We start from the raw sequence: 12,601 nt of genomic DNA, 5'->3' as shown, positions 1-12,601 counted from the left end.
GTGACCGAACAGCGTCGTCCCGACCGAGTGTTACCACCGCGCACCGGGTTCACTCCGTGCGAGCGGGCACACCTCACCGATCATGCCCATGGCCGTCTCGCGATGCCGGCGTCGGCCGCTGGGCGCCCGCCCGTCAGACGGTTCTGACGTCGACGCCGGCGTTCCGCAGGGCGGTGACTTCGTCCTCGGGGGCTGCCGTGTCGGTGACGAGGGTGTGGAGGAGCGCGGCCGATCCGACGTGGGCGTGCGCGGTGCGGCCGAGTTTGCCGCTGTCGGTGGCTGCGATGATCCGCCGCGCCGAGGCGATGCCCGCCTTCTTCACCGCCGCGTCGTCGAGGTCGTAGGCGGTGATTCCCTCGGCCTGACTGAGGCCGCAGCAGCCGATGACCGCGGTGTCGAAGCGCAGGGCTGCCAGGGAGGCGAGGGCGAGCGGGCCGGTGAGGGCTCCCTCGCCGTCGCGGGGGCGCCCGCCGGGCACCATGAGCGTGGTCGGGCCGGGCGTGTCACTGAGGGCGTGGATGGCCTGGAGGGACAGGGGCATCACGGTGACGGGCCGTCCGCGCAGCAGGCCGGCGACTTCCAGGCATGTGGTGCCGCTGTCCAGAAGTACGCTCTCGCCGTCCTTGACGAGCGCGTTGACCTCGGCCGCGATGCGGCGCTTCGCCTCCGTCGCCTCATGGGCGCGCAGTACGAACGGCGGTTCCTCACCTCTGAGCTGGAGGGTGCGGGCGCCGCCGCGAACACGTTCCAGGACGCCGTGGGAGGCGAGCGCGTCGAGGTCCCGCCGGATGGTCATCTCCGAAGCTCCGGTCAGCTTCGCGAGGTCGCCCACTGTGGCCCTGCCGGACTCCTTGACTGCTTGAGCGATCAAGCGATGGCGATCAGCGTTATTCATACGTTGGATTGAAGCACCCCCCTGGCGAACACTCTATCTGTTCGAAAATGCGACTTCCGAACAGTCAATCTGTTCGTTATGGTCTTCGGCATGGCACCTTCGCTCAGCGCCGCCCGAGTGGCGACGTTCGTCTACTTCGTACTCAATGGCACGCTCCTCGGGATGTGGGTCGTGCAGATCCCCGCCGTCGAGGAGCGCGTCGGCATCAGTCACGCGACCCTGGGCGGCCTTCTCGTGCTGCTCGGCGGTGGAGCCTTCCTCGGCATGCAGGTGTCGGGGCGCCTGGTCGACCGCCTGGGGACGGGCGTCGTGGTTCCCGCCGCAGGCGTGCTGTGCAGCGCCACCCTGGCCCTGCCGGGGCTCGCGCCGGAACCCTGGACGCTCGGCGCCGCACTGCTGATCTTCGGCTTCGGTAACGGCTGCTTGGACGTGAGCATGAACGCCCACGCCGTGCACGTCGAGAAGGCGTACGCCCGGCCCGTCATGTCGGCCTTCCACGCGACCTTCTCCGTCGGCGGTGTCCTCGCGGCGCTCCTCGGCGCCGGAGCGGCAGGCGTCGGGATGACCACGGCCGCGACGCTCGGCACGGTGGCGGTCCTGGGTGTCGTGACCGCCCTGGTGGCCGCGCGCGGCCTGCTGCCGGGCGCTCCCGTCGACGACGCGGAAGTCCATGCCGCGAGTCCCGTCGGCAAGCGCGCGGTTCCGGCCCGGATCTGGGTCCTGGCCGGCCTTGCGCTGGTGATCATGCTGTGTGAAGGGGCCGCCAACGACTGGAGCGCGCTGCATCTCAAGAGCGTCCTGGGTGCACCGGAGGCCACCGCCGCCCTCGGCTACGGTGCGTTCGCTGCGGCCATGACCGTCGGCCGCCTGCTCGCCGACCGCCTGACGGCCCGGTTCGGTCCCATGGCCGTCCTGCGCTACGGATCGGCGATGGCCGCCGTCGGTATCACCATCGTGGCTCTCCTGCCCTGGGTGTGGGCCGCCCTCGCGGGCTGGGCGCTGTTCGGCCTGGGTCTGTCGGGATGTGTTCCGCAGCTCTTCAGCGCGGCCGGACACGCCGATCCTGCGGCTGCCGGCGCCAATGTCTCCCGTGTCGCCGGTCTCGGCTACCTGGGCATGCTCGCGGGCCCCGCCGTGATCGGCTGGCTCACCCATCTGGTGCCCCTCAACCAGACGTTCCTGCTGATGACCCTGCTGTGCGCCGTCGCGGCCGTGGCCGCCGGAGTGCTGCGCGCTCCCGGCCAGGACCGCACACGGGAAGCCGCGCCCAGCACCCCCTGACCGCCTGTGCAGCGTCGGCCTGACCCCGTGCTGCACAGGCCCTGGGGCCCGCCATGTGCCGCTGCGATCCGGCTCAGTCCGAGCCTGGGGCCGGTAGCGCGGCCGATGCCCCGGGGCAGGGGGCACGGAACGGCCGATAATGGGCCACCACGATACTCAGCAGCCCTGCAAATCCGTGAGGTGCCTGAGGTCGTCGCGTGCGAACTCCGCTTCCTCCGCGGTGAGGTGGACCGAGGCGGCCTCGGCGAGCGTGGACGCCGCCGTGTTCCGGTCGCCGAGACGGACGGCCACGTCAGCGCGCAGGACGAGAAGTCGGAGCAGTTGCAGGGGTGTGGGCCGCTCGTCCGTGAGGCCCAGCGCCCGGTCGATGATCTTCGCGGCGCCCGCCGGGTCGTTTTTGGAGTCCGCGAAGAGGGCGGCGTGGTGCAGGGCCCGGGCGAAGGTCTCCTTGGGGGCGGGCCGGTGGTGCTGGTCATCGCTCGTCGGCTGCCCCACGCGGATGCAGTTGCCGCCCGGATCGGTCATGAGGAACTGCCTCACGCCGTGCGAGGTGTTCTTCGGTTGCCCGAGTCGGGGCAGCCCCCGATTCGGCACTTTCCCGTATGCCGCCCTGAGTCCGGCGCGGAAGCTCTCGTACAGCGCGTCGACATCATCGGTCTGCACGATGCACGTACTGAACGACTGGGACGGTTCGTACTGCTTCAGCCCGAAGAAGTGCAGCTGTATGCCCCCGCGTTGGACGATCCCGTAGGGGTTGGGGCTCTTCTGCTGAAAGGTCACCTCGAAACCGAGGGCCGTGTAGAAGTCGAGAACCGGCTGGATCGTCCGGCACGGCAGGATCGGAACGGTCTTCTCATCCATACCACCCACTCTAGTCAAAGTTGAATAGATGTGTCAGGAGTGCGGCAGATGAAGCGACGTCCGTGTGGTGTCGACCTCGATGTCGTCTGTGAACGCGCCACCGAACGATGCCCCACCCAGGAGGGCGGCGGCCAACGCCGCTGCTGCGGCGAGTGCCCATCGAGGCCGCCGGAGCCTCCTGCGGTGCGGCATGGACGCGGAGCCGGCCGAAGGCCCACCGCACGCGATGGTCGACCGTGCCGTCAACCATGCCTCGGCCTCGTCCGCCTCCACCCCACAGGCCGTGACGAATGCGATGACCAGTTCCGCGCGGGGCAGCCGGTCCCTGCCGAGCATGGTGGCCGCGGTGGAGTACGGCAGATGGTGCCCGGTCCGAGTGGCGCGGCGCTCCAGTGCGCGGTAGCTGAGTCCCGACCATTCCTTGAGGCGGCGGAGTGCCGCCACGTAGGCGGCCGGGTCGGTGTCGGCCGGTGTGGGCGACGGAGTGGTCATGTGGGTCCCCCTGTTGACCTGGACGTACACGGTCTCGCACAAGCTCGAACACCATAGTGGCTTGAGCGGCGGTGGGCGTGGTGGTCAACCTCGGTGCGAGTTGCCGATGTTGGAGGTCACATGAGCAAGCCCCGGTCCCGCCGTCACCGCGACTGGTCCGCCCTCGCCGCTGTCGCCGCCGTCCTGATGGTCGGCGGGTGCACCACGGCACCCGATACCGGGGCGGCGGCGGTGCGCTCCCCGAAGGCGCAGCCCCGTGGCGGGGAGTCGGTCGCCGACTTCCTCGACCGGGTCCTGCCCGCCGGGCCCGGCGGCACGGTCGTCGCCGCCCACGGAGACCGGCTGGCGTACTGCGGCGGCTTCGGGAGCGCGGACCGGGCCGCGGGCACACCCGCGAGCTGCGGGACCGTCTACGACGTCATGTCGATGACGAAACAGTTCACCGCGGCGGCGATCGTGAAGCTGGAGTCGACGGGCCGGCTGAAGGTGAGCGATCCGATCGGCCGCCACCTCGGCGGGGAACGGCCGGTGCCGCGGGACAAGCGCGCCATCACGATCGAGCACCTCCTCACGCACACCTCGGGCCTCGTCGAGTCCCTCGGTGACGACTACGACCCGGTGTCGCGGGCGGAGTTGATACACGGAGCGCTGGCCTCGGAGCTGCGGTCCGCGCCGGGGAAGGAGTTCCACTACTCCAACACCGGCTACAGCCTCCTCGCCGCGATCGTGGAGGAGGCGTCGGGGGAGACGTACGAAGGGTTCCTGGCCCGGCACCTGTTCGCCCCGGCCGGCATGGAGCGGACCGGGTACGTGCTGCCCCGCTGGCCACGGCACCTGGTCGCGGTCGAGTACGACAGCGAGGGGCGCGCCAAGGGCAGGCCCTACGACCACCCCTGGGCCGCCGACGGGCCGTACTGGAACCTGCGCGGCAACGGCGGCATGCTCTCCACCGCCGAGGACATCTTCCGCTGGCACCGCGCACTCCTGGGGGACGACATCCTCCCGGCGCCGGCCAGGGACAAGCTCTTCGAACCCCGCGTCACGGAGCCGGAGTCGGAGAACTCCTACGGTTACGGCTGGACCGTCGGGGACACCCCGCACGGCCCCCTCGCCTGGCACGACGGAGGCAACGACTGGTCCCTGGGCCTCCTGAGCCGCTCCCTGACCGACGGCGTCCTCGTCTTCTGGATCAGCAACCACGCCTACCGCGACGGGAGATGGAACCTCGAGGAGCAGGCGGAAGCCCTGACGGTGGGCATCGCGGACCGAGTACGAGCGGAGGGCGACGACACGGCGACCCCTTGAACGCACCCACACTCCGGGGGATCCCTCAAAAGCGTAACCGATGGGTTACGCTTCAAGCGTGGACGGTCTGAGTGAGGTGGCGGACGCCATCGCCGATCCGGTGCGCCGGGAGATCCTGACCCTGCTGCGCCGCACCCCGCTGACCGCGGGCGACATCGCCGCCCGGTTCGCCATCAGCCGGCCCGCGGTCAGCAGGCATCTGCGCGTGCTGCGGGAGAGCGGGCTGGTCAGGGACGAGCCGGTGGGCCGCCACCGGCGCTACTCGCTCGTTCCCGCCCGGATGGCCGACCTCGCCGAGTGGGTCGCCCAATTCGACGCGGAGAGCCCCGTCTGGACGCAGCGGCTGGCGGCGCTGGACACCGAGGTCCACCGCACGAGACGGGACCGAGCCCGCACGCAGCCCGACGACATCCACCACTCCACGGAGGACACGGCATGACCCCCGACCCCAGCACACAACTCGTCCCCACCCCCACGGGATACGACCTGGTCCTCACCCGCACCTACCGCGCGGGCGCCGAGGACGTCTGGGCGAGCGTCACCGAACCGGAGCGCACCGCCCGCTGGTTCGGCCCGTGGCGCGGCGAGGCGGCACCCGGCCGGACCATCGAGGTCCAGCTGGCGTTCGAGGACTCGGCGCCCTGGTCCCCGATGCGGATCGACGCCTGCGAGGCGCCGCGCCGGCTCGCCGTCTCGACCAAGGACGAGGCCGGAGAATGGCTGCTGGAACTCCTGCTGACCGAAGCCGACGGCACCACCGAACTCCGCCTGGTCCAGCACCTCACCTCGGCGGAACAGATCGGCGAGATCGGCCCGGGCTGGGAGTACTACCTGGACATGCTCACCGCGGCCCGCACGGACGCCCCACGCCCGGACTTCGAGGACTACTACCCCGCGCAGAAGGCGTACTTCGAAGCCTTGGCCTGAGCCGCTCCACCAGCCGCGCGGAGGGCCGCCCCGTCTCGTGGCGCGGGCCTGCCGGGGCCGCCCTCAGTGGAGGCCCGCTGCCTTCATGACCCTCAGCGCGCCGGTCAGGAGGCCGGCCCAGGTCTTGGGGGAGACGCGGGCCGGCGGGTAGAAGCCCTGGAGGCGTTGGTGGGCCACCGTCTGGGGCTCGGTGTACTTGAGGATGCCCTCGGCGCCGTGGCGGCGGCCGAGTCCGGAGTCGCCCATGCCGCCCATGGGTGCGTCGATGCTGCCCCAGGCGGCGGCGAACGCCTCGTTGACGTTCACGGTGCCGGCGTGGACCCGGGCGGCTACGGCCCGGCCGCGTGCTCCGTTGCCGGTCCAGACGCTGGCGTTGAGCCCGTACGGCGTGGAGTTGGCGAGCGCGACCGCCTCGTCGACGTCGCGGTAGGAGTAGACGGACACGACCGGGCCGAAGGTCTCGTGGGCGTGCAGGGTCATGTCGGGCGTGACGTCGGTGAGGACGGTCGGCTCGTAGAAGAGCGGGCCGAGATCCGGGCGCGCCCTCCCGCCGGCGAGGACGGTGGCGCCCTTGCCGACCGCGTCGTCGACGTGTGCGCTGACGGTCCTGAGCTGGGACGGCGTGGTGAGGCTGCCGACGTCGACGCTGTAGTCGTACGCGGCGCCGATCTTGAGAGCCCGGGTACGGGCGACGAACGCGGCGACGAACCGGTCGCGGACGGACTCGGCGACGTACAGGCGCTCGACCGAGACGCACAGCTGCCCCGCCGAGGGGAAGCAGGCGTGCACGGCGCCCTCGGCGGCCTTGTCGATGTCGGCGTCGTCGAGGACGATCATGGCGTTCTTGCCGCCGAGTTCGAGGGACGCGCCGATCAGGCGCTTGCCGGCGTCGCTCGCGATGGTCCGTCCGGTGGTGGTGGAGCCGGTGAACATCATGTAGTCGGCGTTGTCCATCAGCGCGTCGCCGATGGAACTGCCCCGGCCGATCACCATCTGCCATACGTCGGCGGGCAGTCCGGCCTCGTACATCAGCTCCATGGACCACAGCGCGGTGAGCGCGGTCTGCGTGTCGGGCTTCTGCACGACGGCGTTGCCCGCCATGAGCGCGGCGATCGTGTCGCCGGCGGCCATGCTGAGCGGGTAGTTCCAGGGGGAGATGACGGTGACGACCCCCTTGGGGTGGCGCAGTTCGGTGGTGTGGGTGAGCAGCGGGATCGCCCCGCGGCGGCGCTTGGGTCCGAGGTGCTTGGCGGCGTTGCGGGCGTAGTAGCGGGAGACGATGCCGATGTCGACGACTTCGAGGAACGCGTCGCGGCGCGTCTTGCCGTTCTCGGCCTGCATGAGGTCGAGGACTTCTTCCCGGCGGGCGAGGACGAGGTCGTGGTAGCGCAGCAGGATCCTTTTGCGGTCCGGGATCGGCGTGGCCGCCCAGGTCCGCTGCGCCGTCCGGGCGCGGGTGAACGCGGCCTCGACCTCGGCGGGCGTCGAGACGGGCAGGTCGGCCAGGGGCGCACCGGTGTAGGGGGCGGTGGTGGTGACCCGCTCGGCGTCCGGCGCGGCCGAGACGCGTGCGGTGAGCCGCTGGAGCAGGGCCGGGGTGAGGGACGCGGGCAGTGCCGGGCCGCTGGTGGCAGCGGGGCGGACGGCGTGGTCGGCGTGGTCGGTGACCATGTCGGAGGGCTCCTTGCTGCTTACTTGTTCCGGCTCGGGACCGAGGTGGGGACCGGCATGTGCAGGGCGACCTGGCCCTGGGTCATCACGTCGAACCGGAGGGTCCGGCGGGGCTTGAGGGAGCGCAGGTCGTCGGCCATGCGGCCTTCGCCGATCTCCAGGCTGACCCCGCGGGCCGAGCGCGTCGCCCCGGCGCGGAGCACGTTGGTCTGGCTCAGGGTGGAGTGCCAGGCGCCGCCGATCGTCGTGTAGGAGGTGAGGGAGGTGACGCGCTTGCCGCTGGGGTGGGCGGACTGCTTCGGGGTGGCCGCCAGGAGCGCGAGGTCGACTCCGCCGGCGTCGTTGGTGACGCGGGCGGAGGTGCGGTCGACGTCGATGTCGACGTCGAGGCCGGTGACCCACTTGGGGAAGCCGTAGCCGTCGTGGCCGCGCACCTGGGCGATCTCCGAACTGACCGGCAGGGACAGGACGTAGGAGTCCAGGTGCTCGTTCTTGAGGCCGGAGACGAGGTCGAAGAAGCCGAGCCCGCCGTGGCGTGCGGGCTTCACGGCGATGCCGACGGCGGCCTCGGTGTAGAAGTCGATGTCGCACACGTCGTAGCGGAAGAACATCACGGAGACCAGTCCCAGGCCCGGGGCGAGCTCCAGCGGCGCGAGCTCCTCGGGCAGACGGGCGCGGATCGCCCGGGACGGGGCGAGCATCGTGAGCCGGGCGGTCGAGACGCTGTAGTAGAAGTTCGGGGTCAGGGTCGGGCCGATGGGCGAGTCGACCTTGGTCTTGGGCAGTCGGCGGAAGAAGTCGACGCCGCCGACCCGGGGGTCGCGGGCGATGGCGTCCAGATCGGGGTCCATGCGGTAGCGGTCGTACAGGCCGCCCCTGGGGACGGTGACCGCGCGGCCGCCCAGGTCGACCTTGACCGTGTCCTGCTGCGACGAAGACATACGAGGGCTCCCCACCTTCATGTAAGCGATGTATACATGACTGTAGAGCGGCAATGTAAGCACCGTCAACAATGAAGGTGGGTTCCCCCGGGGCGGCGCCGGGCGTCAGCCGCGTGAAGGCGCGTTCAGGCCCGCGAACTGCGCCGCCGCCTCCAGCAGGCGGGGGACCCCCGCCTCCAGGGACGGCCCGAACACCGTGTCGTGCGGGCGCTCACCCCGCAGCCAGCGCGTGTGGATCGCCTCGCAGAAGATGGCCGCCTTCCACAGCGCGAGCGTCTGGTACCAGGGCAGCGGAGTGAGATCGAGACCCGTACGCCCCTGGTACCGCCGCGCCAGTTCCTCCCGGGTGGGGAACCCGGGCGCCCGGGTCACCGGAGTCAGCTCCAGAGGGGTGCCGGGGACGCCCGCCTGGGAGTAGGTGGCGGTGAGATAGCCCAGGTCGGCAAGGGGGTCGCCCAGCGTGGCCATCTCCCAGTCCAGGATCGCGAGAATCCTGGCGGGCGCCTGCCGGGCGAACATCAGGTTGCCCATGCGGTAGTCGCCGTGCACCACCGACGCCGCCTGGCTCGCCGGCAGGTTACGGCCCAGCCAGTCCGCGATCCGCTCCACCTCGGGCAGTCTCCGCGCGCTGTTGACCTCCCACAGTCCACGGAACCGCTCCACCTGCCGCCGCAGATACCCCTCCGGCGAGCCCAGCGCGGCGAGTTCACCCGTGGACACGTCGATGGAGTGCAGGGCCACGAGCGCGTCGACGACCGCCTCACCGGTCGCCCGCCGCTGCCCGGCGGGGGAGAGGTGCGCCGGGACGGTGTCGGTGACGACGGTCCCGTCGAGGCGGGACATGACGTAGAAGGGCACGCCCAGGAGCGTCTCGTCCTCGCAGACGGCGATGATCTCCGGCACCGGCACCCCGCGCCCCTGGAGAGCCCGCTGGATACGGGCCTCCCGGACCATGTCGTGCGTCGACCTCGGCAGCGGCGGGCGCGGGCCGCGCCGCAGCACGACGGCGTCCTCGCCCCGCTCGATGAGATAGGTGACGTTGGAGTGGCCGTCGCCGATGCGCCGCCAGGCGAGCGGGCCGCGCCCGACGCCGTGCGCGTCCAGGAAGCCGGTGACCGCGTCGAGCACCAGCAGCGGAGCGCTCGTGCCGGCCCGGTCCCGGCTCGCGACGACCTCCACCCCGTCGGGGACGGTGTGCATCACACGCCCCCGTTCCGGCCCGTGACGGCGTGGCCCCGGTACGGCTCACCGGCTCGCACCGCCGCGCTCCGGCCGGCCGAGGCGCGACGGGCGATGGCCCACCGGTGGGTCTCGTTGGGGCCGTCGTAGATGCGGAACGGCCGGACCTCGTTGAGGTACTGGGCCAGCGGGAGCCCGTCGGACACACCGTCCCCGCCGCAGATCTGGACGGCCCGGTCGATGATCCGGAACACCGCCTCGGAACAGTGCACCTTCGCGATCGAGGACATCGCGGAGCCCGCCCTGGGATCGGAGTGCAGCAGCGCCGCGGTCTTGGTGATGATCGCGTCGGACGTCTCGACGTCGATCACCGACTCGGCGATCAGATGCTGCGCCAGCCCCAGCGACTCCAGCCGCCCGCCGAACAACTCCCGCTCCCCGGAGCGGTCCAGTGCGATGTCGAGCGCCCGCCGGGCCAGCCCCAGCCACCGCATGCAATGCGTCAGGCGCGCCGGACCCAGCCGCACCTGGGCGTACCGGAAGCCGAGCCCGACCTCCCCGAGCACCGCCTCGTCGGGGACGAAACAGTCCTCGAAGTACAGATGCGGGTGACCGCCGTCGATGGCCCGGTCGACGGTGTGGATCGCCTCGCCGACCCGGACGCCGGGGTTGTCCATGTCGACGAGGAACATGGTGGCGCCCTCGGGGGCGCCGTCCGCGGCCGGCGTCCGTGCCATCACGATGCAGAACCCGGCGCCGACGGCACCGCTGGTGAACCGCTTGTGCCCGTCGACGGTCCAGCCGCCCGCGGTGCGTACGGCCGCGGTCCGCAGGGCCGCCGGGTCGGAGCCCGCACCCGGGTGCGGCTCGGTCATCCCGAAGCAGGACCGGACCTCCCCCGCGGCCAGCGGCACCAGATAGCGGTGCTTCTGTTCCTCCGTCGCGATCAGGTTGAGCATGTGCATGTTTCCCTCGTCGGGAGCCATGCAGTTGAGCGCGCTGGGGCCGATCGGCGAGTACCCGGCCTCCTGGAGGATGGGGGACCAGTGCTCGATGGGCACGCCCTGGCCGCCGTACTCCTTCGGCACATGCGGAGCGAAGACGCCGGCCTCCTTGGCGGCCGCCTGGAGCCGTGCACGGGTGGCCGGTTCGAGCCGGCCACCCGGAGCGGGTTCGGCGTCGATGACGACCTCGCGGATGAACCGGCGGGTGCGCTCCCGCAGTTCGGCGACGTCGGGAGGCAGAGGGGTGAAGGTCATGACGGTCCTGTTCTTCTGGGTGAGGTGATCGGACCCGGTCGTCCAGCCCGGGAGGCGGCAGGCCGACGGCTCAGCCGGTGGACGGGGCGGGGCCCGCACCGCGGAGTTCGGCGCGCCGGATCTTGCCGCTCTGCGTCTTGGGCAGGTCGGCGACGAAGTGGATGCTCCGGGGGGGCACTTGTAGGCCGCCAGCCGCTCACGGGTGAACGCGATCAGCTCCCCCGACGTGGCACTCGGCCCCGCCTTGCACGACACATGGGCGACGACGATCTCGCCCCGGTAGTCGTCCGGCTCCCCGATGACGGCGACCTCCAGCACGGACGGATGCTCGTACAGGGCGTCCTCGACCTCACGCGGCCAGACCTTGTACCCGGAGACGTTGATCTGGTCCTTGAGCCGGTCCACCAGATACACCCAGCCCTGCTCGTCGATGACGGCGACGTCACCCGTACGCAGCCGGCCGTGCGGCATCGCCTGTTCGGTGGCCTCGGGACCGCCCCAGTACCCCGGCACCAACTGCGGTCCCGTCAGCTCCAGTTCGCCCTGCTCCCCGCTGGGCACCGGGTCGCCGTGGGCGTCCACGACCCGCGCGGTGAGATGCGGCAGCGGCAGTCCGACGGACAGCGTCCCGCTCGGCCCGTGCACCGGCGCCCGGCGCCCCACGGGCACGGCGATCACGGCGGAGGTCGTCTCCGTCATCCCGTAGGCGTTGTGGAGGTAGACGCCGAACCGCTCCTCGAACCGCTCGACGGTCGCCGGCGGAATCGGCGCGCCCCCGGAGTACAGGGCCTTCACCGAAGCGAAATGCTCCGCCCGCGCCTGCGGCAGTTCGTGGAGCGCGTTGTACGCCGTGATCGACCCGATGGTGAAGGTGACCCCGTGCTCGGCGAACGCCTCCAGGACCACCTCGGGGTGGAAACGGCCCGTCAGGACGAGGGTGGTGTCCCCGAGCAGGGAGATCGCCGCGCTGATCACCGCACCGGTGATGTGGAACAGCGGGGCGACGGCGAGTACGACGTCCCCGTCGCCCACACCGGTCCACGCCGCGCAGGACGTCACCACGGAGAGGACGTTGCCGTGGGTGTGCATGGCACCCTTCGGCGGCCCGGTCGTGCCGGAGGTGTAGGTCAGGAACGCGATGTCCTCGCGGTTCAGCCGCCTCGGCGCGGGCCGCCGGCCGGCGAACTCCTCGATCAGGGCGACGAGATCGCCGTCCGGTGCGGGGGCGGCACGCGTGGTCGTGGCGAAGACCCGCGGATCGTCGCGGGACTGGAGGTCCAGCGCCGACGTGCTGACCAGCCACCGGACCGTGCCGCCCGACAGGGTGCCGAGCGTCTCCTCGACGTCGGTGTCGGCGCAGACGACGCCGACCGCGCCGGCGTCGTCGACGATGCGGCGCAGCTCGTCGCGCCGGTACATCGGGTTGAGGCCGAGCGCGGTGGCGCCCAGCTTCCACAGGGCCAGCAGCACCAGCGCGTACTGCGGCACGTTCTGCAGGTACACGCCGACCCGGTCACCCCGCACCGTCCCACGGGCCTCGAACGCGGCGGCGAGGGCGTCCGAGGCCGCGTCCGCCTCCCGTGCGGTCAGGGAGCCGTCGAAGTACCGGAGCGCCGTTCCCTCCGGATTCCCCGCCACCCGCGACGCCCAGGCCGCGACGAGTGAGTCGTGTCCGGCGGCCGGCCCGGCAGGGGAGTGCGTGGGCCCCGAGTGCTCCTCGTCCACCGTCAAGTGCCGTCCTTCCCGCCCGCGTCAGTCCTCGGGCGCCACGGATACCGAGCGGTTGCTCG

General features: G+C 71.5%; 11 protein-coding genes. 4 read left to right on the top strand and 7 right to left on the bottom strand.

Annotation, left to right across the window (positions count from 1 at the left end):
* Positions 1-133: 133 nt before the first annotated feature.
* Positions 134-895, bottom strand: a complete 762-nt coding sequence (locus ABT296_RS30345) for a DeoR/GlpR family DNA-binding transcription regulator (protein ID WP_351931874.1) — start codon at positions 893-895, stop codon at positions 134-136.
* A 90-nt stretch (positions 896-985) separates the two neighbouring features.
* Here ABT296_RS30345 and ABT296_RS30340 point away from each other — a divergent pair, with 90 nt between their 5' ends.
* Positions 986-2,176, top strand: a complete 1,191-nt coding sequence (locus ABT296_RS30340) for an MFS transporter (RefSeq protein WP_502977358.1) — start codon at positions 986-988, stop codon at positions 2,174-2,176.
* A gap of 156 nt (positions 2,177-2,332) precedes the next feature.
* On the opposite strand, the gene ABT296_RS30335 is transcribed toward ABT296_RS30340, so the two are convergent.
* Both ABT296_RS30335 and ABT296_RS30330 read right to left on the bottom strand, forming a co-directional pair.
* On the bottom strand, positions 2,333-3,037 hold the full coding sequence (locus tag ABT296_RS30335; RefSeq protein ID WP_351931872.1) for a bleomycin resistance protein: 705 nt from the start codon (positions 3,035-3,037) through the stop codon (positions 2,333-2,335).
* Positions 3,038-3,070: 33 nt separating this feature from the next.
* Positions 3,071-3,529, bottom strand: a complete 459-nt coding sequence (locus tag ABT296_RS30330) for a helix-turn-helix domain-containing protein (protein ID WP_351931871.1) — start codon at positions 3,527-3,529, stop codon at positions 3,071-3,073.
* A 120-nt stretch (positions 3,530-3,649) separates the two neighbouring features.
* Here ABT296_RS30330 and ABT296_RS30325 point away from each other — a divergent pair, with 120 nt between their 5' ends.
* The 3 genes from ABT296_RS30325 to ABT296_RS30315 are packed head-to-tail and all read left to right on the top strand — an operon-like array spanning position 3,650 to position 5,761.
* Positions 3,650-4,834 (top strand): serine hydrolase domain-containing protein, encoded by a 1,185-nt coding sequence (locus tag ABT296_RS30325; protein ID WP_351931870.1) that lies wholly within the window; start codon positions 3,650-3,652, stop codon positions 4,832-4,834.
* Between the two features lie 58 nt (positions 4,835-4,892).
* Positions 4,893-5,273, top strand: coding sequence for an ArsR/SmtB family transcription factor (locus ABT296_RS30320; protein WP_351931869.1), 381 nt, complete (start codon positions 4,893-4,895; stop codon positions 5,271-5,273).
* Positions 5,270-5,761 carry an SRPBCC family protein gene (locus ABT296_RS30315; protein ID WP_351931868.1) on the top strand — a complete coding sequence of 164 codons (492 nt, stop codon included), beginning with the start codon at positions 5,270-5,272 and terminating at the stop codon, positions 5,759-5,761. Before ABT296_RS30320 ends, ABT296_RS30315 begins: the two co-directional genes overlap by 4 nt.
* A gap of 63 nt (positions 5,762-5,824) precedes the next feature.
* Here the strand turns inward: ABT296_RS30315 and ABT296_RS30310 are convergent, their stop codons facing one another.
* The 4 genes from ABT296_RS30310 to ABT296_RS30295 form a co-directional block, all read right to left on the bottom strand.
* Positions 5,825-7,432 carry a succinic semialdehyde dehydrogenase gene (locus ABT296_RS30310; RefSeq protein ID WP_351931867.1) on the bottom strand — a complete coding sequence of 536 codons (1,608 nt, stop codon included), beginning with the start codon at positions 7,430-7,432 and terminating at the stop codon, positions 5,825-5,827.
* A 20-nt stretch (positions 7,433-7,452) separates the two neighbouring features.
* Positions 7,453-8,373, bottom strand: coding sequence for an acetoacetate decarboxylase family protein (locus ABT296_RS30305; RefSeq protein WP_351931866.1), 921 nt, complete (start codon positions 8,371-8,373; stop codon positions 7,453-7,455).
* Positions 8,374-8,478: 105 nt separating this feature from the next.
* Positions 8,479-9,573: a phosphotransferase family protein gene (locus ABT296_RS30300; RefSeq protein ID WP_351931865.1), complete on the bottom strand. Its 1,095-nt coding sequence runs from the start codon at positions 9,571-9,573 to the stop codon at positions 8,479-8,481.
* Positions 9,573-12,536: an AMP-binding protein gene (locus tag ABT296_RS30295; protein WP_351931894.1), complete on the bottom strand. Its 2,964-nt coding sequence runs from the start codon at positions 12,534-12,536 to the stop codon at positions 9,573-9,575. The genes ABT296_RS30300 and ABT296_RS30295 overlap by 1 nt, the downstream gene beginning before the upstream one ends.
* Between the last annotated feature and the right edge of the window lie 65 nt (positions 12,537-12,601).

This window comes from Streptomyces sp. NPDC000983 (assembly GCF_040299205.1).
GTDB lineage: Bacteria > Actinomycetota > Actinomycetes > Streptomycetales > Streptomycetaceae > Streptomyces.
The sequence above is the reverse complement of the archived record's forward strand: the minus strand, read 5'-3'. Positions and strand labels throughout refer to the sequence as shown.

Bases quoted from the DNA above. Each gene is read 5' to 3' on its own strand.
- ABT296_RS30300 (WP_351931865.1), bottom strand. From the start codon at position 9,573: ATGCACACCGTCCCCGACGGGGTGGAGGTCGTCGCGAGCCGGGACCGG.
- ABT296_RS30305 (WP_351931866.1), bottom strand. From the start codon at position 8,373: ATGTCTTCGTCGCAGCAGGACACGGTCAAGGTCGACCTGGGCGGCCGC.
- ABT296_RS30325 (WP_351931870.1), top strand. From the start codon at position 3,650: ATGAGCAAGCCCCGGTCCCGCCGTCACCGCGACTGGTCCGCCCTCGCC.
- ABT296_RS30330 (WP_351931871.1), bottom strand. From the start codon at position 3,529: ATGACCACTCCGTCGCCCACACCGGCCGACACCGACCCGGCCGCCTAC.
- ABT296_RS30340 (WP_502977358.1), top strand. From the start codon at position 986: ATGGCACCTTCGCTCAGCGCCGCCCGAGTGGCGACGTTCGTCTACTTC.
- ABT296_RS30345 (WP_351931874.1), bottom strand. From the start codon at position 895: ATGAATAACGCTGATCGCCATCGCTTGATCGCTCAAGCAGTCAAGGAG.
- ABT296_RS30335 (WP_351931872.1), bottom strand. From the start codon at position 3,037: ATGGATGAGAAGACCGTTCCGATCCTGCCGTGCCGGACGATCCAGCCG.
- ABT296_RS30315 (WP_351931868.1), top strand. From the start codon at position 5,270: ATGACCCCCGACCCCAGCACACAACTCGTCCCCACCCCCACGGGATAC.
- ABT296_RS30310 (WP_351931867.1), bottom strand. From the start codon at position 7,432: ATGGTCACCGACCACGCCGACCACGCCGTCCGCCCCGCTGCCACCAGC.